This window comes from Nocardioides korecus (genome assembly GCF_054778395.1).
Genome location: NZ_BAAGZO010000001.1, coordinates 99,374 through 117,861, shown reverse-complemented (window position 1 = coordinate 117,861; position 18,488 = coordinate 99,374). Strand labels below are relative to the sequence as shown.

The window sequence follows — 18,488 nt, the reverse complement described above, 5'->3', positions numbered from 1 at the left end:
CGTGCGCGCATGACCGACCCCGCTCCCCTCACCGCCCACGCCGCCCTCGAGGAGCTGCTGGGACACGAGGCCTGGGCGGTGGTCCGGCTCCGCGACAGCGGCACGGTCACGCTGGTGGGCGGGCCGCTGAGCCACCACGACACGCTGCGCGACATCCCGCTCGAGGAGGGTGTGCCCGAGGCGGGGCGGCGGTTCGACCGGCTGGTCGCCGTGCCCTTCCGCCAGGTCGCCGAGCGTGGCTTCCCCGCCCACGACGACGGCACCCCGCTGGCGGTCGTCGAGATCGCGACCGAGCGGGAGGTGCCGCTCGAGGAGCTGCTCGCGGCGCTGCCCGACGTCGAGGTCGCCTTCGACGACGAGGGTGGCTTCGAGACCAGCGACGACGACTACGCCCGGGTGGTCCAGCGCATCATCGACGAGGAGATCGGGCGCGGCGAGGGCGCCAACCTCGTCGTCGGCCGGCACTACCGCGCCCAGCTGCGCGAGTGGGGCCCCGACCAGGCGCTCACCGTGCTGCGCCGCCTCCTCACCGGGGAGCGCGGTGCCTACTGGACCTACTGCTTCTGGACCGGCGACCGGTTCCTGGTCGGCGCCTCGCCCGAGCGCCACGTCAGCGTGCACGGCGGCGACGTGCGGATGAACCCGATCTCGGGCACGTTCCGCCTGCGCGGTCTCGGCGACCTCAGCCCGGCCGAGCGCAAGCAGCGGCTGCTGGAGTTCCTGGCCGACGAGAAGGAGATCTACGAGCTCTTCATGGTCGTCGACGAGGAGCTCAAGATGATGTGCGAGGTCTGCCACGAGGGTGGCCAGGTCCTCGGACCGTTCCTCAAACCCATGACGCACCTGGTGCACACGGAGTACCTCCTGGCGGGCCGCACCCGCCTCGACGTCCGCGACGTCCTGCGCGACACGATGTTCGCCGCCACGGTCACCGGCGCGCCGGTCGAGAACGCCTGCCGGTTGATCCAGCAGTACGAGACCGAGGGCCGCGGCTACTACGCGGGCGCCCTCGCGCTGTTCGGTCGCGACGCCGACGGCGCCCCGACGGCCGACTCGCCCATCGTGATCCGCACCGCCGACGTCAGCCCGTCGGGCGCCCTCAAGGTCTCGGCCGGCGCGACCCTGGTCCGCGACTCCGACCCCCTCGGCGAGGTCGCCGAGACCCACGCCAAGGCCGGCGGCATCCTCGCGGCCTTCGGGCTCGTCCCCGCGGCGGCCGGCGGGCCCACGGCGATGGCCGAGCTCACCACCGACGAGGACGTGCTGATCGCCCTGGCCAGCCGCAACCAGCGCCTGGCGCGGTTCTGGCTCACCGACCAGGCCGGCGCCCCGCCGGCGCCCTCGCTCGCGGGCCGCACGATCGGCATCCTCCACGGCGAGGACGACTTCGTGAACATGCTCGCCCACGTGTTCTCCGTGCTCGGGATGAGCTCCCGGGTCGTCCGCCACGAGGAGTACGCCGAGGGGTGCTTCGACGACGTCGACCTCGTCGTCGTGGGCCCCGGCCCCGGTGACCCGCGCGACGGCGACAGCCCCAAGATCGCGACCTACCGGCGGGCCGTCGACCACCTGCTCGCCTCCGACCAGCCGTTCCTGGCCGTCTGCCTGGGCCACCAGGTGCTGTGCGACCGGCTCGGCATCGACCTGGCCTTCAAGGACATCGTCTTCCAGGGCACCCAGTCGCAGGTCGAGATCGACGGGCGCCAGGAGCGGGTCGGGTTCTACAACACCTTCGTGGGACGCGTCGGCGGCGAGGTCGGCGCCGGCGAGGACCCCGGCGCGCGGCTGCCCGAGGGGGTGCGCGTCGAGGCCGACCCGGCCACCGGTGACATCCACCTGGTGGCGGGGCCGACCTTCCGCGGCGTGCAGTTCCACGCCGAGTCGATCCTGACCGAGAACGGCTTCGCCCTGCTGCGCCAGCTGCTGCTCGACCTGCTGGGCTGAGGCGCCCTCCTCAGGAGGTCTTGGTGCCCGCGTCGGAGCCGAGGGTGGCCGTCGTGGTCGCGGTCTTGCCGCCGCGCTGGTAGGTGATCGTCACCTTGTCGCCCGGGCGGTGGCCGCGGACGGTGGCGACCAGGGACTCCGAGCCGGTGATGACCTCGTCGTCGACCTTGGTGATGACGTCGCCGTCCTGCAGGCCCGCCTTGGACCCGGCGCTGCCGCCCTCGATGCTCTTCAGCTGGGCGCCCTGGCTGGCCGCCGACGCGGCCGTGTCGGCGACCGACACGCCGAGGCGGGCGTGCGTGGGCTTCTGGCCGCCGGTGATCTGGTTGACGATCGGGAGGACCTCGTCGATCGGGATCGCGAACCCGAGGCCGATCGAGCCGCCGGTGTCACCGCTGGTGTCGCTGCTGCCGGCCGTGCGGATCGAGGAGTTGATGCCGACCACGCGGCCCGAGAGGTCCACCAGCGCGCCGCCGGAGTTGCCGGGGTTGATCGCGGCGTCGGTCTGGATGGCGGGGTACGTCGTGCCCAGGTCCTGCGAGCCCTGCGTCCCCTGGCCGCCCTGCTGGCCGAACGGGTTCGAGGGCTGCTCCGAGGTCGCGACCGAGACCGGCCGGTTCAGCGCGCTGACGATGCCGGAGGTCACCGTCGCGTTCAGGCCGTACGGCGACCCCACGGCGACGACCGTCTGCCCGACCGCGAGGTCGCTGGACTTGCCCAGCGGCGCCGGGGTCAGGTCGCTCACGCCGGGCACCTTGATGACGGCGACGTCGGTGACCGGGTCGGTGCCGACCACGGTGGCCTTGCGGGTGGTGCCGTCGTTGAAGTTGACCGTGATGGCGCCGTTGCTCCCGACCCCGTCGACGACGTGGTTGTTGGTCAGGATCTCGCCGTCCTTGGTCAAGATGATGCCCGAGCCCGACCCCGACCCGGTCGAGCCGGTGACGTTGACCTTGACCACCGAGGGCAGCACCGAGCGCGAGACCTTCTCGATCGTGCCGTCCTTGACCGCCGGCGTGCCGGTCGAGGTGAACGGCCCCGAGCCGCTGCTCGTGGACGACGCCTGGTCGTCGTGGAGGGCGGTGAAGGCGGCGGCCCCGCCGACGCCCGCCGCGCCGCCGAGCAGGAGCGCGCCGACCAGGACGCCCGCGGTCAGGCCGCGTCGCCCGCCGGAGCGCTTCTCCTGGGCCGGGGGGTACGCCGGCTGCCACGGCGTCGCGCCGAAGCCGAAGGGCCCCTGGGGGTTCTGACCGCCCTGGTTGCCGCCCTGGTTGCCCCCTTGATTGCCGGGGCCGTAGGGGTAGGACGGGATCGGCCGGGTGTGCTCGGGACCGGCGTCGCCCTGGGGACGGGACTGGCCTGACTGGCCTGACTGGCCCGGCTGGCCGGCGTACGGTCCCGTGGGCCCGAGGGGAGCGGTGTCGTCGTGCTGGTCGGGGCGTCGGTCCTGGTCGTCCATGGGCACCAGTCTGTGTGGAGAACCTGAGAGGGCTCTAGGAGCGGGCTACGACCGCGCCAAAACCTCGGGCGGGGCCATCGCCCCGGGCACCTGGAACCAGAAGCACGCCCCGCCGGCGTCGGTCAGCCCGGCCCGCACGGAGCCGCCGTGCCGGTCGGCCACCGCCTTGACGATCGACAGCCCGAGCCCCGAGCCGGGCATCGTGCGCGACTCCGGCGAGCGGTAGAAGCGGTCGAAGACGTGCGGCAGGTCCTTCTCGGTGATGCCGGGGCCCTGGTCGGCGACGCGCACGACGCCCTGGTGCAGCTCGACGGTGACGGTGCCGCCGGGCGGGCTCCACTTGGCCGCGTTGTCGAGCAGGTTGGTGATCGCGCGCTCCAGGGCCGAGGGGTCGCCGGTCACCCACCAGGGCTCGCTGCGGACCTCGAAGTCGACGCTGGTCGCGCGCCGCCGCACGCGGGTGACGGCCTGGGAGACCACCGCCGCGAGCTCGACCGGCTCGACCGAGGGGGTGGCCGGCTCCTCGCGGGCGAGCTCGACCAGGTCGCCGATCAGCTGGGTCATCTCCGCGATCTGGCCGCGCACGTCGTCGAGCAGCTCGCGCCGCGACTCCGCGGACAGGTGGGTCGAGGCGTCGGCCTGGGCCAGCAGGTCCAGGTTGGTGCGCAGCGAGGTCAGCGGGGTGCGCAGCTCGTGGCCGGCGTCGGCGACCAGCTGGCGCTGACGGGCCTGGGAGGCCGAGAGGGCGGTCAGCATCGAGTTGAAGGCCATCGCCAGGCGGGCGACCTCGTCGCGGCCCTCGATCGGGATCGGGTCGAGGCGCTCGGTGCGGGCGATGTCCTCCACGGCGTTGGTCAGGCGCCGCACGGGCCGCAGCCCGTTGCGGGCCACGGCCCAGCCGGCCAGGCCGGCGGTGATCATGCCGGCGACGCCGAACAGCAGCATCACCAGTCCCAACCGGTCGAGCATCCGCTCGGTGGGCTCCAGCGACTGGGCCAGGACCAGGGCGCCCTGGCGGTCGGCGGGCACGGCGACGACCCGCACGCGGGCACCGCGCACGCTCACCGTCCGGGCCGACCACGCGAGCCGGCCCTGGGCCACGCGGAGCTCGGGGGAGCCGACCTGGTCCGCGGTGGCCTTGTTGGCGAGGTCACCCATCACGTTGCCGGTGACCCCGTTGACGTAGAGGATCTTGGTGTCGGTCGCCCCCACCGCCCACGGCGGGATCGCGTTGCCCGCCATCGCGTCCTGCGTCGCCGAGGCGGCCGCGACGGTCGCGCGCTGGTGGAGCGAGGTGTCGACGCTGTCCAGGCTCTGCATCCGCACCGTGGCGTACGCCGCGAACGCCACGCCGGTGACCGCCAGGCCGACCGCCATCGTGGTCAGCAGCGTGACGCGGCTGGCCAGCGAGCGGCGGTAGCGGAACCGGTCGGCGAGCATCACGCCATCTCGCGCAGGACGTACCCGACGCCGCGCACGGTGTGGATCAGGCGCGGCTCACCCTCGGCCTCGGTCTTGCGACGCAGGTAGCCGACGTAGACCTCCAGGCTGTTGGCGGTCGTGGGGAAGTCGAAGCCCCACACCTCCTCGAGGATGAAGGACCGCTCCAGCACCCGGCGCGGGCGGCGCAGGAACAGCTCGAGCAGGTTGAACTCGGTGCGGGTCAGCTCGATCAGGCGGGTGCCGCGCCGCACCTCCCGCGAGGCCAGGTCCATGCTGAGGTCGGCGAAGCCCAGCTGCTCGTCGGCCGAGCCCTGCTCGGGGGAGACCCGGCGCAGCAGCGCGCGCAGGCGGGCCAGCAGCTCCTCGAGCGCGAACGGCTTGGACAGGTAGTCGTCGGCGCCGGCGTCGAGGCCCTCCACGCGGTCGCCCACGGCGTCGCGAGCGGTGAGGACCAGGATCGGCACGCTGTTGCCGACCTTGCGCAGCGCGCGGGTGGTCTCCAGCCCGTCCAGGCGCGGCATCATCACGTCCATCACGACGGCGTCGGGGTTGATGCCGCTGATCCCGGCCAGCGCCTCGGCCCCGTCGGAGGCGGTCGAGACCTGGTAGCCGTTGAACTCCAGGGAGCGGCGCAGCGACTCACGCACGGCACGGTCGTCCTCGACCACCAGGACGTGCTGGCGTGCGGCGGGCTGGGTCTCGGTGCTCACGGGGTTCAGGGTGCCACCCTGCCCTGAGCGGCGGCTGAGATCCGGCGGACCTCGCCCGGCGGGTCCGTCGCCTCACCCCACCCGCGCGGCCGCCTCGGCGGCGCGGCGGCCGTAGCCACCGCCGAACATCGCGGCGTGCACGAGCAGGGGGAAGACCTGGTGCAGCGGCTGCCGCTCGCGCCAGCCGTCGGCGAGCGGGGCGACGTCGGCGTACGCCTCCAGGACGCGCGGCAGGTGCGGTGCGCCGAAGAGGGCGAGGAGGGCCAGGTCGGTCTCGCGGTGGCCGCCGTGGGCGGCGGGGTCGATCAGCACCGCCCGGTCCGCGGCCCACACCACGTTGCCCGACCAGAGGTCGCCGTGCAGCCGGGCGGGTGGCTCCTCGGGCCCGGCCACGGCGGTGAGCCGTCCGACCAGGGCCTCGACGGTCCGGGCGTCGCGGGCGTCCATGCGCTCGCGGTCGCGGGCCAGCTTCAGGTAGGGCAGCACCCGGCGCACGGCGTAGAACTCCGGCCACGTGATCCGGGTCGACGACACGCGGTTCGGCAGCGGCAGCGACCCGACGAAGCCGTCCTCCTCGGCCCCGAAGGCGGGTGCCCCGGCGGCGTGCAGCCGGGCCAGCGAGCGGCCCAGTCCCGCGGCCACCTCGGGCGTGGGGCGGGACGGCTCGACCCACTCCAGGACCAGGCAGTCGGGCTCGACGGCCAGGACCCGGGCGACCTCGGCGACCCCGGGGTCGGCCAACCACCGCAGGCCGCGGGCCTCGGCCTCGAAGAACCCCGCGGGGGCGCCGGGCCTGGTCTTGGCCAGCGCGGAGGTCCCGTCGCTCAGGCGCAGGCGGGTGGCCGTGCAGATGTCGCCGCCCGCGACCGGTGTCGTGGCGACCACGGCCCGGCCGAGCAGCTGCTCGACCCGCTCGGCGATGGTCCGCGCCCGTGCCACCACTCCACTGTGCCCGGCGGAGCCGCGCGAGACCAGGGCACGCCCAGGGCACGACCAGGCTCAGACGACCTGCCGGAGACCGTCCAGGAGGCGCGCGCAGGTGCGCTCGACCATCGCCAGCACCGCGCGGAAGCCCTCGTCGCCGCCGTAGTAGGGGTCCGGCACGTCGGGCACCGGCTCGTCCTCGGCCACCAGCGGGTCGAAGGAGCGGAACAGGCGGGCCCGGTCCGGGTCGGCGCCCAGACCACGGACGCCGGCGAGGTTGTCCTCGTCCATCGCCAGCAGCAGGTCGAGGCCGAGCCAGCTGCGGTCCAGCTGCTGCCCGCGGTGCGCGGAGGCGTCGTACCCCGCGGCGGCCAGCTCGGCCCCCGCCCGCCGGTCGATCGGCTCGCCGACGTGCCACGGGCCGGTGCCGCAGCTGCTGACCCGGACGCGGTCGCCCAGACCCGCCTCGTCCACCAGCCGGCTCATCACGACGTCGGCCATCGGGGAGCGGCAGATGTTGCCCAGGCAGACGAACCCCACGGCGTACGTCGTGCCGCGCGGTGCCGGCGGCCGGACCCGGTCGTCGGCGCCCTCGGAGGTGCCCGTCACCGGCGGCGTGGACGGTCGGGGTCGGGCAGGACGGCGTGCAGGACCATCGAGGCCAGCGAGATCACGATCGAGCCGCCCAGCGCGGTCCAGAAGCCGTCCACGTGGAAGCCCAGGCCGAGCGAGCCCGAGATCGCGCTGGTCAGCAGCAGCATCAGGGCGTTGATCACCAGCAGCGCGAGACCCAGCGTGAGCACGATCAGCGGGAGCGAGAGGAAGCGGACCACGGGGCGAACCACCGCGGTCACGGCACCGAAGACCGCCCCGACCACGAGCAGCTCCAGGAGCACCTGGGCGTCGGTGCCCTGCCGCAGGGTGATCCCCGCGAACAGCCACACCGCGGCCCCGAGGGCGAGGGCGTTGACGACCAACCAGACCAGCAGCTTCATGCGCCCAGCCTAGGCGGGCCGGGGCCTAGGGTGGTCCGCGTGAGCGAGCCCCAGCAGCAGTCCGAGCACCCTGACCAGCCTGATCAGGCTGGCCGGCCGGTGGCGCGGGAGACGATCCGCGCGATCCCGGCGTACGTCGCGGGCAAGCCGCCGGTCGCCCGGCCCGGGCAGCAGGTCTACAAGCTGTCCTCCAACGAGAACCCCTACCCGCCGCTGCCCGGCGTGGTCGAGGCGGCGGAGGCCGCGGTGCGGGTGATGAACCGCTACCCCGACATGGGCAACGCGACCCTGTACGCCGCCCTGGCCGAGCGGCTCGGCGTGCGTCCCGAGCAGCTGGCCGCGGGCACCGGCTCGGTCGCCGTGCTCTACCACCTGCTCCAGGCGTTCTGCGAGCCCGGGGACGAGGTCGTCCTGGCCTGGCGCTCCTTCGAGGCCTACCCGATCGCGATCGCGGCCAACGGGGCCGTCGCGGTGAACGTGCCCGTCGACGCGGAGGGCCGCCACGACCTCGACGCGATGGCCGCGGCCGTCACCGACCGCACCCGGGTCGTCCTGGTCTGCACCCCCAACAACCCGACCGGACCGTCGGTCACCGACACCGAGCTCCGCGACTTCCTGCGGCGCGTGCCGTCGCACGTCCTGGTCGTGGTGGACGAGGCCTACCGCGAGTTCGTGCGCGGCGAGGACCCCGTCGACGCCCTCGCGCTGGCCGCGGAGCACGCCAACGTCGCGGTGATGCGCACCTTCGCCAAGGCCTACGGGCTGGCCGGCTTCCGGGTCGGCTACCTGGTGGCCACCGAGGAGGTCGCGGGCGCCGTGCGCGCCTGCGCGCTGCCGTTCGGCGTCTCGACCGTCGCCCAGGCCGCGGCCGTCGCCTCCCTGGAGGCCGAGGTCGCCCTGCTGGAGCGGGTCGACGCGCTGGTCGCCGAGCGGGACCGCATCGTCGCCGGCCTGCACGACCAGGGCTGGACCTTCCCCGACCCCCAGGGCAACTTCGTCTGGCTCCCGCTGGGCGAGCGCACCGGCGAGTTCGTGGCCGCCGCGGCCGAGGCGGGCCTGAGCGTGCGTCCCTTCGCCGGCGAAGGCGTGCGGGTCAGCATCGGCGAGACGGCCGCCAACGACCTCCTCCTCGGCGTCACCGCCGCCTGGGTGCGCTGAGGCGAGAGCCCGGGGGCCCCGGGGTTTGACCGGGTGCGGCAGGGTGTCGCCATGGGTGACTCCGAGACCGGGACGTACGTCGAGCAGGGCTCCTTCGACCGGGACATGAACTACATCCCGGATCGGATCGTGCGCGACCCCGAGGCCGGGGTCGAGCCGCGGCAGTGGCCGGTCGAGCCGGGCCGCTACCGCCTGGTCGCGGCCAAGGCGTGCCCCTGGGCCAACCGGGCCATCATCGTGCGCAGGCTGCTCGGGCTGGAGGACGTGATCTCGCTCGGCCTGTGCGGCCCCACCCACGACGCCCGCAGCTGGACCTTCGACCTCGACGAGGGCGGCGTCGACCCGGTGCTGGGCATCGAGCGCATCCAGCAGGCCTACCTCGCGCGCTACCCCGACTACCCGCGCGGCATCACCGTGCCCGCGATCGTCGACGTGCCGTCGGGCCAGGTCGTCACCAACGACTTCCCCGCGATCACCCACGACTTCTTCTTCGAGTGGCGCGAGCACCACCGCGACGGCGCCCCGGACCTGTGGCCGGCCGAGGTCCGCGAGGAGATGGAGGCGGTGATGAAGCGGGTGTTCACCGAGGTCAACAACGGCGTCTACCGCTGCGGGTTCGCCGGCTCCCAGGAGGCCTACGAGGACGCCTACGACCGGCTGTGGACCGCGATGGACTGGCTCGAGGAGCGGCTCGCCGACCGGCGCTACCTGATGGGCGACACGATCACCGAGGCCGACATACGCCTGTTCACGACGCTGGCCCGCTTCGACGCGGTCTACCACGGCCACTTCAAGTGCAACCGCAACAAGCTCACCGAGATGCCGCACCTGTGGGCCTACGCCCGCGACCTCTTCCAGACCCCCGGCTTCGGGGAGACCATCGACTTCGACCAGATCAAGGCTCACTACTACAAGGTCCACACCGACGTGAACCCGACCGGGATCGTGCCGAAGGGCCCCGAGCGGGACTCCTGGCACACCCCCCACGGCCGGGAGTCAGTCGGCTGACCCGACTGGCCCGACCTACTCGGCCGGCGGCCGACCCCCGCCCCGCACCACGAAGTCCTTCTGGCGGATGAGCACCAGGCTGAGCGCGCCCGCGACCAGCGCGATCACGGCCGCGATCAGGATCAGGTGGTTGAGCGCGTCGACGACCGAGCTGGTCCCCACCCGCGTCACCAGCTCGTACGCCGACCGGCCGGCCGCCGTGCCGCCGCCCTGCTCGGCGCCCGCCTTCGCGCCCGCGGCAGCGGCGTTGACCTGGCCGCCCGACAGCGCGGCGAGCAGCCCGGTCAGCGCCTGGTCGGGCACCTTGCCGGCCAGCGCCGGCCGGGCCGCGTCCGTCACCTGGTGGCTGAAGATCGAGCCCAGGGCGGCGATGCCGGTGGCGATGCCGACCTGGCGGAAGGTCGAGTTGGCGCCGCTGGCCATGCCGGAGCGCTCGACGGGCACCACGCCGACCGCGGTCGAGGCCAGCGGCGGGTTGATCAGGCCGATGCCGATGCCGGCGAGGGTGAGGCCGGGGATCAGGTGGGTCCACGAGGAGTCGACCTGGATCCCGAGCATCAGCAGCAGGCCGACGGCCAGGACGAGGAACCCGGGGGCGATCAGCCACTTGACCGGCACCCGCTCGGTGAGCCGCCCGGCCAGCGCGGCGGCGAAGAAGGAGGCGCCGGAGAGGAACAGCAGCCGCATGCCGGTGGCGACCGCGGAGTAGTCGAGGACGTTCTGGAGGTAGATGACCAGGAAGGCCAGCAGCGCGAAGATCGAGCTGGAGACCCCGAAGGCGGCGAACAGCCCACCGGTGAAGGTCGGCTTGCGCAGCAGGGAGAGGTCGAACATCGGCTGGGACTGGAGCAGCTGGCTGGTCACGAACAGCGCCAGCAGCACCGCCGAGGCGACCAGGCAGAGCACGACGCGCTGCTCGCCCCAGCTGGTCTGGCCGGCCTCGATCAGGCCGTAGACCAGGGCGCCCAGGGCGAGGGAGAAGGTCACGAACCCGATCCAGTCCGGGCGACCCGCGCGCGGGTCCTTGGACTCGACCACCTTGGTCAGGCTGACCGCGATGGCCACCAGGCACAGGGGCACGTTGACGAAGAAGATCCACCGCCACGAGAGCCCGCTGGTGAGCACCCCGCCGAGCACCGGGCCGACCGCGACGGCCACACCGGTGATCGCGCCGAAGACGCCGAAGGCGACCCCGCGGTCCTTGCTGTGGAAGGCGCCGGCGAGCAGGGCCAGCGCGGTCGCGAACATGGCGGCCCCGCCGATGCCCTGGAAGGCGCGGGACACGGTCAGCAGGGTGATGTCCTGGGCGGCGCCGCACGCGATCGAGCCCACGGTGAACAGCACGACGCCGATCACGAAGACGCGGCGGCGTCCGAACAGGTCGGCCAGCGAGCCGGCCGTCAGCAGCAGGGCGGCCAGGCTCAGGGCGTAGGCGTCGATCACCCACTGCAGGTCCGAGAGCGAGGCGCCGAGCTCGCGCTGGATGTCGGGGAGGGCGACGTTCACGATGGTGACGTCGAGCAGGAGCATGAAGACGCCCGTGCAGACCGCGGCGAGGGTCCACCACTTCGGGTCGCGCCCCGCGCTCCGGGCTTCCGCGTCGTGCTGGGTGGGGGTGGTGCTGTCGGTGGCCATGGTGAAGGCGTCCTCCGGACGACGGTGGCCCGGGTGGGGCCGATCCCCGCGAGGCTAGCGACCCGCACCGACAGGACGGGTGGCAGGACGGGTGACGGGACGGGTGACGGGACGGGGGCAGGACGGGTGGTGTCGGGTCAGCGACCGGGGTCGTCGGCCTCGAGGGGGACCTCGTCGAGCCCGGCCGCGAGCGCGAGACGGGCCACGCCGCCGAGCCGACGGTGGAAGCGGACCTCGTCGGGCCGGGCGGCCAGGGCGTCCCACAGCGCGACGTGGGCCGACCACGGCAGCGGCTCGTCGTCGACCCTCCAGGAGGCGCCGAACGCGATCCAGACCGGCACCCAGTGCTCGGCCAGGTCCCACGCGCCGCGCTGGGCGGTGAGCAGGCGGCGCCGCAGCTGGAAGGCAGCGCGGGGGCCGTCCTCGCAGATGGGGGCCGTGCGCACCGGCCAGACCCGCAGGTCCAGCGCCATCAGGTCGAGCTCGAGCTCGGCCAGGGCACGAGGGTCCACCAGCACGGTGGCGACGTTCTCGTGGGGCGCGCGTCTCACCCTGGGCACGCTAGCCCGCGGCACGGACAGCCGTCAGCCCCCGCGGCGTCCCGGTGGACGCGCGCTCAGTCCTCCTGGAGCTCGCTCCTGAGCTTGAGGACCTGGGTGCCGCCCTCCTGCTCGATCTCGTACGCCGGGTCGTCGTCGCTGCCGTTGCGGGTGATCTCGCTGCCCTTGATGGTGCGGGTCACCTTGTCCCTGTGGATCTCGGTGACCTTGCCGGAGGCCGTGTTCTGGCCCCACTTCCAGCTGACCTCGCTGCCGGTGCGGATGCTCATCGTGCTGTCTCCTCGTGGGTGGTGCCGGTGGTGTCGGCCTCGGCGGCCTGCTTGAGCTTGACCAGGGTGCCGGCGATGCCGGCGCGGTTGCGGGCGGGGAAGCCGGCGAGCTCGACGACCAGCCGCGGGACCAGGCCGTAGCGGCTGTAGTCGAACGACTCGGTCACCCGGGTGCCGTCCCCGTGGGGCTCGAGGACGTAGCGCCAGCGGTGGCCGCCGAAGTGCCGCCACGCGATCCGGCGGTCGGGCTCGAGCTCGACCACGGTGTTGCGGATCTTGTAGGGCAGCCCGAACAGCTTCATGTCCATGCCGAAGGTGTCGCCCTTCGCGTCCAGGCGGTCGGGGCCGCGGACGTGGCCCCGCACCGAGCCCGACCCATCGATGCGGGCGTGCTGGCGCGGGTCGGCGAGGATCGCGAACACGGTCGCCGGGGGCGCGTCCACCTCGATGCTGTCGGAGATGACGCGGGGGCCGCTGCTGTCGCTCACGGGGCCGAGTCAAGCAGACGTGGGTTAGCGTGCCTGACGATGACGACGCCCCCGACGACCGGCCCGACGACCGCTGGCGCGACGGGCACGCCGGGCACCAGTGCCCCGGTCGGCTCCCGGCACCTGCCGCTCGTCCCGGCCGCCGCCTTCGTCGTGGTCTGGTCCTCGGGCTACATCGCCGGGCCCTACGGCGTGCGCGCGATGGCGCCGTTGATGCTGCTCGCGGTGCGCTTCGTGCTGGCGGCCGGCGTGGCCCTGGTCCTGGCTCGCGTCCTGCGGGGACCCCTGCGGGTCTCGCGCGCGGACTTCTGGCGCATCGCCGGGTCGGGCCTGGTGCTGAACGGCGTCCAGTTCGGCGCGATGTACCTCGCCTTCGACCGCGGCATGGGGGCCACGCTGGGCTCGCTGCTGCACTCCCTGAGCCCGGTGCTCACCGCGGTGCTGGCGGCGGTGCTCCTGCGCGAGCGGCTCTCCCGGCTCCAGGTCGTGGGCTTCGTGGTCGGCGTCGCCGGGGTGCTCCTGGTGCTCGGGCCCGACGTCGACCAGGCCGGGGGCCTGGTGGGGATCGGGCTCGGCGTCGTCAGCGTCCTCGGGCTCTCCCTGGGCACGCTCGGCCAGCGCTGGATCGGGCACGCCCCCGACCCGCTGTGGTCCGCGGCCATCCAGTTCGGCGTGGCCGCCCCGCCGCTGCTCGTGCTCGCGGTGCTCCTGGAGGGCACCGACGTCGGTCAGGTCGTCCACGACCCGGTGGCCGCCGGCATCGCCCTGGTCTACGTGGCCGTCGTGAACTCGATCGTGGGCCTGGGCCTGCTCGGGATCCTGGTGCGCGCCCGGGGCGCGGGTGCCGCCGCGAGCGTCTTCTTCCTGATGCCCCCGGTGACCGCGCTGATGGCCTGGGTGGTCCTGGGGGAGACCCTCGGCGTGCGGGAGCTGGTCGGGCTGGTGGTCACCGTCCTCGGCGTGGCCGCGGCCACCCGTGGCCCGGCAGCACCGTCCCCGGGGTCGACGCCCGTCCCGCCCGCCACGACGGGCTGAGCCTCCGGCGGTGCCTGTGAGCGTGGGCACAGGGTCCGGAGAACCGGCCCAAATGCCGGGTTCTGGCACCGGGGTGTGGTTCGGTGGCGCGGGGTGCCCCGCCCCCGCCCCACCGCTGCAGCCCGTGCAGCCGCCGTACACGGAGGACACCATGGCCCGAGACCCACGAGGCTCCCGCGAGGAGCCGCCCTACCCCGAGCGCCGCGGACTCGGTGACCGTGCCGGGAGCCCCGACGCCGTCGACCAGACCGGCCCCATCGGCCGCGGCGACACCACCGGCGACAGCGCGGACCGGACCCGCCACCAGCCCGTCATCGGCCGCGACCGGGACTTCCGCGACGAGCGCGACGAGCCGCTCCGCGACGAGCGCGTGTACGACGAGGCCCGGGCGCGCGACAAGTTCGGCGGCGTCAACGTCGGCGCCGGCTTCTTCGGCTGGCTGGTCGCCGTCGGGATGGCCACGCTGCTGACCGGCCTGCTGGCCGTCGTCGCGACCGTGGTCGGCTACTCCAACAGCATCACGATCTCCTCGGCCGCACGCGACGCGGGCACGGTGACGCTGGTGACGGCCATCGTGCTGCTGGTCGTGCTGCTCGTTGCCTACTACTCCGGCGGGTACGTCGCCGGGCGGATGTCGCGCTTCGACGGTGGCCGCCAGGGCTTCGTGGTCTGGCTGATCGGCACCCTGGTCACGGTCGCCGCCGCGGTGCTCGGGGTCGTCGCGGGGCAGCAGTACAACGTGCTCGACCGCGTGAACGCCCCCAGGATCCCGTTCCCGACCGACCAGGTCACCACCGCCGGTCTGGTCACCGTCGCGGTCGTGCTGGTCACGACGCTGCTGGCCGCGATGATCGGCGGCAAGATCGGTCGCCGCTACCACTCCCGGGTGGACCGCGCGGCGTACTGAGCACCGCCCGGCTCCCGGGCAGCACCTCCTCCGGCGGCGCCGGGTCCCCCGATTGGTGGGGCCCGGCGCCGTCCGCTACCTTGGCCGGACCGTCCTGTGTCCCACGTCACAGGCAGTCCCGGCAGCACCGCGGGCCACCGGACGGCCGGGTCGGGAACCACCGCGCCACCCCTGCGGACCCCCACCCACCAGGACGCAGCTGACGCGGTGCGGAGACCCCGCTCCCGCCCGGACACAGGAGTGACGAATGCCCGATTTCGGTCCCGACCTCGCGGAGGTCTTCGGTCCGTCCCAGGCCGACGGCGGACCCGAGCTGGTCCAGCTGCTCACCCCCGAGGGCGAGCGCGTGCACCCTGATCCCGACAGCGTGGCGGGCTCCTTCGACCTCGACTTCAGCGCCGAGCAGCTGCGTGGGTTCTACCGCGACATGGTGCTGACCCGGCGCGTCGACACCGAGGCCACCGCCCTCCAGCGCCACGGCGAGCTCGGCATCTGGGCCCAGCTGCTCGGCCAGGAGGCCGCCCAGATCGGCGCCGGCCGCGCGCTGCGCCCCCAGGACTACGTCTTCCCGACCTACCGCGAGCACGGCGTCGCCTGGTGCCGCGGGGTCGACCCGCTCGACCTGCTGGGCCTGTTCCGCGGCGTCGACCACGGCGCCTGGGACCCGAAGGACCACAACTTCGGGCTCTACACGATCGTGATCGGCTCGCAGACCCTGCACGCCACCGGCTACGCGATGGGCATCCAGCGCGACGGGGCCGTCGGCACCGGCGACCCGGACCGCGACGCCGCCGTGATCGCGCACTTCGGCGACGGGGCCAGCAGCCAGGGCGACGTCAACGAGGCCTTCATCTTCGCCGCGTCCTACAACGCCCCGGTGGTGTTCTTCTGCCAGAACAACCAGTGGGCGATCTCCGAGCCGATCGAGCGCCAGAGCCGGATCCCCCTCTACCAGCGCGCGCTGGGCTTCGGGTTCCCCGGCGTGCGGGTCGACGGCAACGACGTCCTGGCGACGTACGCCGTCACCCAGGCCGCGCTCCAGCGGGCCCGCGAGGGCAGCGGGCCGACCCTGGTGGAGGCCTACACCTACCGGATGGGCGCCCACACGACCACCGACGACCCGACCCGCTACCGGGTCAGCGACGACGTCGAGCGGTGGAAGCTCAAGGACCCGATCGCGCGGCTGGAGGTCTACCTGCGCCGCAACGGCCTGCTCGACGACGAGGACTTCATCGCGACCGTGAAGGCCGAGGCCGACGAGCTCGGCGTGCGCCTGCGCGAGGGCTGCAAGGCCCTGGCCGACCCGTCCCCGATGGCGATCTTCGACCACGTCTTCTCCGAGGAGACCGAGGAGCTGCGCGACCAGCGCGAGGGCTACGCGGCGTACCTCGCGACCTTCGAGGAGGCCGCGCGATGAGCACGAGGATCACGCTGGCCAAGGGGCTCAACATGGGGCTGCGCAAGGCCATGGAGGACGACCCCAAGGTCCTGGTCATGGGCGAGGACGTCGGCAAGCTCGGCGGCGTCTTCCGGATCACCGACGGGCTCCAGAAGGACTTCGGCGAGGACCGCGTCATCGACTCCCCGCTGGCGGAGTCCGGGATCGTCGGCACCGCGGTCGGGCTGGCCCTGCGCGGCTACCGCCCGGTGGTCGAGATCCAGTTCGACGGCTTCGTCTACCCGGCGTACGACCAGATCGTGACGCAGGTGGCGAAGATGACCTACCGCTCCAAGGGTCGCTCCCCGATGCCGATGGTCATCCGGATCCCGTTCGGCGGCGGCATCGGCGCGGTCGAGCACCACTCCGAGAGCCCCGAGGCGCAGTTCGCGCACACCCCGGGCCTGAAGGTGGTGGCCTGCTCCAACCCCGTCGACGGCTACTGGATGATCCAGCAGGCGATCGCCTCCGACGACCCGGTGATCTTCCTGGAGCCCAAGCGGCAGTACCACGCCGACAAGGCCGACCTGGACGAGACCGCGACCCCCGAGCCGCTCCTCCGCAGCCGGGTCGTGCGCCGGGGCACCGACGCGACGGTCGTCGCCTACGGCCCCACCGTGAAGACCGCGATGGCCGCCGCGGGCGCCGCCGAGACCGACGGCACCTCGCTCGAGGTCATCGACCTGCGCACGCTCTCGCCGCTCGACATGGGCCCGGTGCTGGAGTCGGTGCGTCGCACCGGCCGGCTGGTGGTGTGCCACGAGGCCCACGTCAACCTCGGCATGGGCGCCGAGATCGCCGCGCGCGTGCAGGAGGAGTGCTTCTTCTCCCTCGAGGCGCCGGTGCTGCGGGTGGGTGGCTTCGACACGCCGTACCCCGCCTCCCGCATCGAGGAGGACTTCCTGCCCGACCTCGACCGGCTGCTCGACGCCGTCGACCGCTCGATGGAGTTCTGACCGTGACCCAGACCCCCGCCCAGTACCTCCTGCCCGACGTCGGCGAGGGCCTCACCGAGGCCGAGATCGTGTCCTGGCGGGTCCAGGTCGGCGACGTGGTCGCGATCAACGACGTGGTCGTCGAGATCGAGACGGCCAAGTCGCTGGTCGAGCTGCCCTCGCCGTACGCCGGCACGGTGCTCGCCCTGCTCGTCTCCGAGGGCGAGACCGTCCCCGTCGGCACCCCGATCATCTCGGTCGGCGACCCCGCGGACGCCGCCCCGGCCGCGTCCCCCGCGCCGGCGGACCTGAGCACGATGGACCTGTCCAACCCGGCCGCCAGCGGCGGCGGCGAGGGCGAGAGCCTGGTGGGCCGCAACAAGGCCGACCGCGGCCCCGTGCGCCGACCGCGCCGGGGGTCGGCGTCCCCGACCTCGGACGCGGGCGCGGCCACCCAGATGCAGCTGCAGGGCGCGTTCGCGCCGGGCGGGGCGCAGTCGGACCCGGTCGTGGAGTCCGACGAGCCCGCCGTCCCGGCCCGCGAGGCCCCCGCCCCGGCCGAGCCCCCGACGGCGTTCGTGCCGGCCGCGGCGCAGACCGGCGAGCGGGTGCGCGTGCTCGCCAAGCCGCCGGTGCGCAAGCTGGCCCGTGACCTCGGCGTCGACCTGACGTCGTTGCGCGGGTCCGGTGCGGACGGGATCGTCACCCGCGAGGACGTCCAGGGCGCCGCCTCGGCGCCGGCCGGACGCACGCCGGTGCCCGAGGGCGACGGCGCCGGTCCGGGCCCCCGGATGCCCACGTCGTACGCCGACCTCGGCCGCGCCGGGGTGGGCCCGGTGTCGGGCGCCCGCGAGATGCGCGAGCCGATCAAGGGCGTGCGCAAGATGATGGGGCAGGCGATGGTCGACTCGGCCTTCAGCGCCCCCCACGTCACCGAGTGGGTCACCGTCGACGTCACCCGCACGATGGAGCTCGTGGAGCGGCTGCGCGCGCGTCGCGAGCTGCGCGACGTACGGATCTCCCCGCTGCTGGTCGTGGCCAAGGCCTGCCTGCTCGCGATGCGCCGCGTGCCCGAGATCAACTCGTTCTGGGACGAGGCTGCGCAGGAGGTCGTCTACAAGGGCTACGTCAACCTCGGGATCGCCGCCGCCACCCCGCGCGGGCTGGTCGTGCCCAACGTCAAGGACGCCGACGCGCTGGGTCTCGCCGACCTCGCCGGTGCGATCAACGAGCTCGCCGCCACCGCCCGCGAGGGCCGCACGCAGCCGGCCGACATGGCGGGCGGCACCTTCACGATCACCAACGTCGGGGTCTTCGGCGTCGACGCGGGCACCCCGATCATCAACCCGGGGGAGTCGGCGATCCTGTGCTTCGGCGCCGTCCGCAAGCAGCCCTGGGTGGTCACCCGCGACGGGGTCGACACCATCGAGGTGCGCCAGGTCACCCAGCTCGCCCTGAGCTTCGACCACCGCCACGTCGACGGCGAGAAGGGCAGCCGGTTCCTGGCCGACGTCGCCGCGATCCTCGAGGACCCCGCCACCGCCCTGCTCTTCTGAGGCCTGAGGCGACGAGTGGAACAC

At 73.7% G+C, this 18,488-nt stretch carries 18 protein-coding genes; 8 read left to right on the top strand and 10 right to left on the bottom strand.

Translation table 11 applies throughout. The features are described 5' to 3' along the window. The first annotated feature begins 9 nt into the window (after positions 1-9). Positions 10-1,944: a chorismate-binding protein gene (locus tag ACYVDA_RS00565; protein ID WP_460813721.1), complete on the top strand. Its 1,935-nt coding sequence runs from the start codon at positions 10-12 to the stop codon at positions 1,942-1,944. 10 nt (positions 1,945-1,954) lie between these two features. On the opposite strand, the gene ACYVDA_RS00560 is transcribed toward ACYVDA_RS00565, so the two are convergent. The 6 genes from ACYVDA_RS00560 to ACYVDA_RS00535 all read right to left on the bottom strand — a co-directional run bounded on the left by ACYVDA_RS00560 (position 1,955) and on the right by ACYVDA_RS00535 (position 7,475). Further along, positions 1,955-3,403: a S1C family serine protease gene (locus ACYVDA_RS00560; RefSeq protein ID WP_460813719.1), complete on the bottom strand. Its 1,449-nt coding sequence runs from the start codon at positions 3,401-3,403 to the stop codon at positions 1,955-1,957. A 45-nt stretch (positions 3,404-3,448) separates the two neighbouring features. After that, the gene (locus ACYVDA_RS00555) at positions 3,449-4,843 is read right to left on the bottom strand and encodes a sensor histidine kinase (protein WP_460813717.1); all 1,395 of its coding nucleotides are present in this window, start codon (positions 4,841-4,843) and stop codon (positions 3,449-3,451) included. After that, on the bottom strand, positions 4,843-5,556 hold the full coding sequence (locus ACYVDA_RS00550) for a response regulator transcription factor (RefSeq protein ID WP_460813714.1): 714 nt from the start codon (positions 5,554-5,556) through the stop codon (positions 4,843-4,845). The genes ACYVDA_RS00555 and ACYVDA_RS00550 overlap by 1 nt, the downstream gene beginning before the upstream one ends. 72 nt (positions 5,557-5,628) lie before the next feature. Next, entirely contained in the window at positions 5,629-6,495 is an 867-nt protein-coding gene (locus ACYVDA_RS00545; RefSeq protein ID WP_460813710.1) for a fructosamine kinase family protein, read from the bottom strand. 60 nt (positions 6,496-6,555) lie between these two features. After that, positions 6,556-7,089 carry a low molecular weight protein-tyrosine-phosphatase gene (locus ACYVDA_RS00540; protein ID WP_460813707.1) on the bottom strand — a complete coding sequence of 178 codons (534 nt, stop codon included), beginning with the start codon at positions 7,087-7,089 and terminating at the stop codon, positions 6,556-6,558. Beyond that, positions 7,086-7,475 carry a phage holin family protein gene (locus ACYVDA_RS00535; RefSeq protein ID WP_460813705.1) on the bottom strand — a complete coding sequence of 130 codons (390 nt, stop codon included), beginning with the start codon at positions 7,473-7,475 and terminating at the stop codon, positions 7,086-7,088. The genes ACYVDA_RS00540 and ACYVDA_RS00535 overlap by 4 nt, the downstream gene beginning before the upstream one ends. 39 nt (positions 7,476-7,514) lie before the next feature. On the opposite strand from ACYVDA_RS00535, the gene hisC reads away from it, so the two are divergent. Both hisC and ACYVDA_RS00525 read left to right on the top strand, forming a co-directional pair. Next, the gene (gene hisC / locus ACYVDA_RS00530; protein WP_460813703.1) at positions 7,515-8,633 is read left to right on the top strand and encodes a histidinol-phosphate transaminase; all 1,119 of its coding nucleotides are present in this window, start codon (positions 7,515-7,517) and stop codon (positions 8,631-8,633) included. Between the two features lie 51 nt (positions 8,634-8,684). Further along, complete coding sequence (locus ACYVDA_RS00525) at positions 8,685-9,641, top strand: glutathione S-transferase family protein (RefSeq protein ID WP_460813700.1); 957 nt, start codon at positions 8,685-8,687, stop codon at positions 9,639-9,641. Positions 9,642-9,656: 15 nt separating this feature from the next. On the opposite strand, the gene ACYVDA_RS00520 is transcribed toward ACYVDA_RS00525, so the two are convergent. From ACYVDA_RS00520 to ACYVDA_RS00505, 4 genes are all read right to left on the bottom strand, one after another. Beyond that, entirely contained in the window at positions 9,657-11,276 is a 1,620-nt protein-coding gene (locus ACYVDA_RS00520) for an MFS transporter (protein WP_460813697.1), read from the bottom strand. A gap of 137 nt (positions 11,277-11,413) precedes the next feature. Further along, positions 11,414-11,827 (bottom strand): hypothetical protein, encoded by a 414-nt coding sequence (locus ACYVDA_RS00515; RefSeq protein WP_460813695.1) that lies wholly within the window; start codon positions 11,825-11,827, stop codon positions 11,414-11,416. Between the two features lie 65 nt (positions 11,828-11,892). Further along, on the bottom strand, positions 11,893-12,105 hold the full coding sequence (locus ACYVDA_RS00510) for a hypervirulence associated TUDOR domain-containing protein (RefSeq protein WP_460813693.1): 213 nt from the start codon (positions 12,103-12,105) through the stop codon (positions 11,893-11,895). Beyond that, positions 12,102-12,593, bottom strand: a complete 492-nt coding sequence (locus ACYVDA_RS00505; RefSeq protein WP_460813691.1) for an SRPBCC family protein — start codon at positions 12,591-12,593, stop codon at positions 12,102-12,104. Before ACYVDA_RS00505 ends, ACYVDA_RS00510 begins: the two co-directional genes overlap by 4 nt. 39 nt (positions 12,594-12,632) lie before the next feature. Between ACYVDA_RS00505 and ACYVDA_RS00500 the strand changes: the two genes are divergently transcribed. The 5 genes from ACYVDA_RS00500 to ACYVDA_RS00480 all read left to right on the top strand — a co-directional run bounded on the left by ACYVDA_RS00500 (position 12,633) and on the right by ACYVDA_RS00480 (position 18,464). Further along, entirely contained in the window at positions 12,633-13,628 is a 996-nt protein-coding gene (locus ACYVDA_RS00500; protein WP_460813688.1) for a DMT family transporter, read from the top strand. Between the two features lie 151 nt (positions 13,629-13,779). Beyond that, entirely contained in the window at positions 13,780-14,535 is a 756-nt protein-coding gene (locus tag ACYVDA_RS00495) for a hypothetical protein (protein WP_460813686.1), read from the top strand. 247 nt (positions 14,536-14,782) lie between these two features. After that, on the top strand, positions 14,783-15,952 hold the full coding sequence (gene pdhA, locus ACYVDA_RS00490) for a pyruvate dehydrogenase (acetyl-transferring) E1 component subunit alpha (protein ID WP_460813683.1): 1,170 nt from the start codon (positions 14,783-14,785) through the stop codon (positions 15,950-15,952). After that, positions 15,949-16,929, top strand: a complete 981-nt coding sequence (locus ACYVDA_RS00485) for an alpha-ketoacid dehydrogenase subunit beta (RefSeq protein ID WP_460813680.1) — start codon at positions 15,949-15,951, stop codon at positions 16,927-16,929. Before pdhA ends, ACYVDA_RS00485 begins: the two co-directional genes overlap by 4 nt. Before the next feature lie 2 nt (positions 16,930-16,931). Next, positions 16,932-18,464, top strand: a complete 1,533-nt coding sequence (locus ACYVDA_RS00480; protein WP_460813677.1) for a dihydrolipoamide acetyltransferase family protein — start codon at positions 16,932-16,934, stop codon at positions 18,462-18,464. Positions 18,465-18,488: the final 24 nt, after the last annotated feature.

Excerpts from the sequence above, each read along its gene's own strand:
- ACYVDA_RS00565 (WP_460813721.1), top strand. The coding sequence starts at position 10 with ATGACCGACCCCGCTCCCCTCACCGCCCACGCCGCCCTCGAGGAGCTG.
- ACYVDA_RS00560 (WP_460813719.1), bottom strand. The coding sequence starts at position 3,403 with ATGGACGACCAGGACCGACGCCCCGACCAGCACGACGACACCGCTCCC.
- ACYVDA_RS00555 (WP_460813717.1), bottom strand. The coding sequence starts at position 4,843 with ATGCTCGCCGACCGGTTCCGCTACCGCCGCTCGCTGGCCAGCCGCGTC.
- ACYVDA_RS00535 (WP_460813705.1), bottom strand. The coding sequence starts at position 7,475 with ATGAAGCTGCTGGTCTGGTTGGTCGTCAACGCCCTCGCCCTCGGGGCC.
- ACYVDA_RS00525 (WP_460813700.1), top strand. The coding sequence starts at position 8,685 with ATGGGTGACTCCGAGACCGGGACGTACGTCGAGCAGGGCTCCTTCGAC.
- ACYVDA_RS00520 (WP_460813697.1), bottom strand. The coding sequence starts at position 11,276 with ATGGCCACCGACAGCACCACCCCCACCCAGCACGACGCGGAAGCCCGG.
- ACYVDA_RS00510 (WP_460813693.1), bottom strand. The coding sequence starts at position 12,105 with ATGAGCATCCGCACCGGCAGCGAGGTCAGCTGGAAGTGGGGCCAGAAC.
- ACYVDA_RS00500 (WP_460813688.1), top strand. The coding sequence starts at position 12,633 with ATGACGACGCCCCCGACGACCGGCCCGACGACCGCTGGCGCGACGGGC.
- ACYVDA_RS00495 (WP_460813686.1), top strand. The coding sequence starts at position 13,780 with ATGGCCCGAGACCCACGAGGCTCCCGCGAGGAGCCGCCCTACCCCGAG.
- pdhA (WP_460813683.1), top strand. The coding sequence starts at position 14,783 with ATGCCCGATTTCGGTCCCGACCTCGCGGAGGTCTTCGGTCCGTCCCAG.
- ACYVDA_RS00485 (WP_460813680.1), top strand. The coding sequence starts at position 15,949 with ATGAGCACGAGGATCACGCTGGCCAAGGGGCTCAACATGGGGCTGCGC.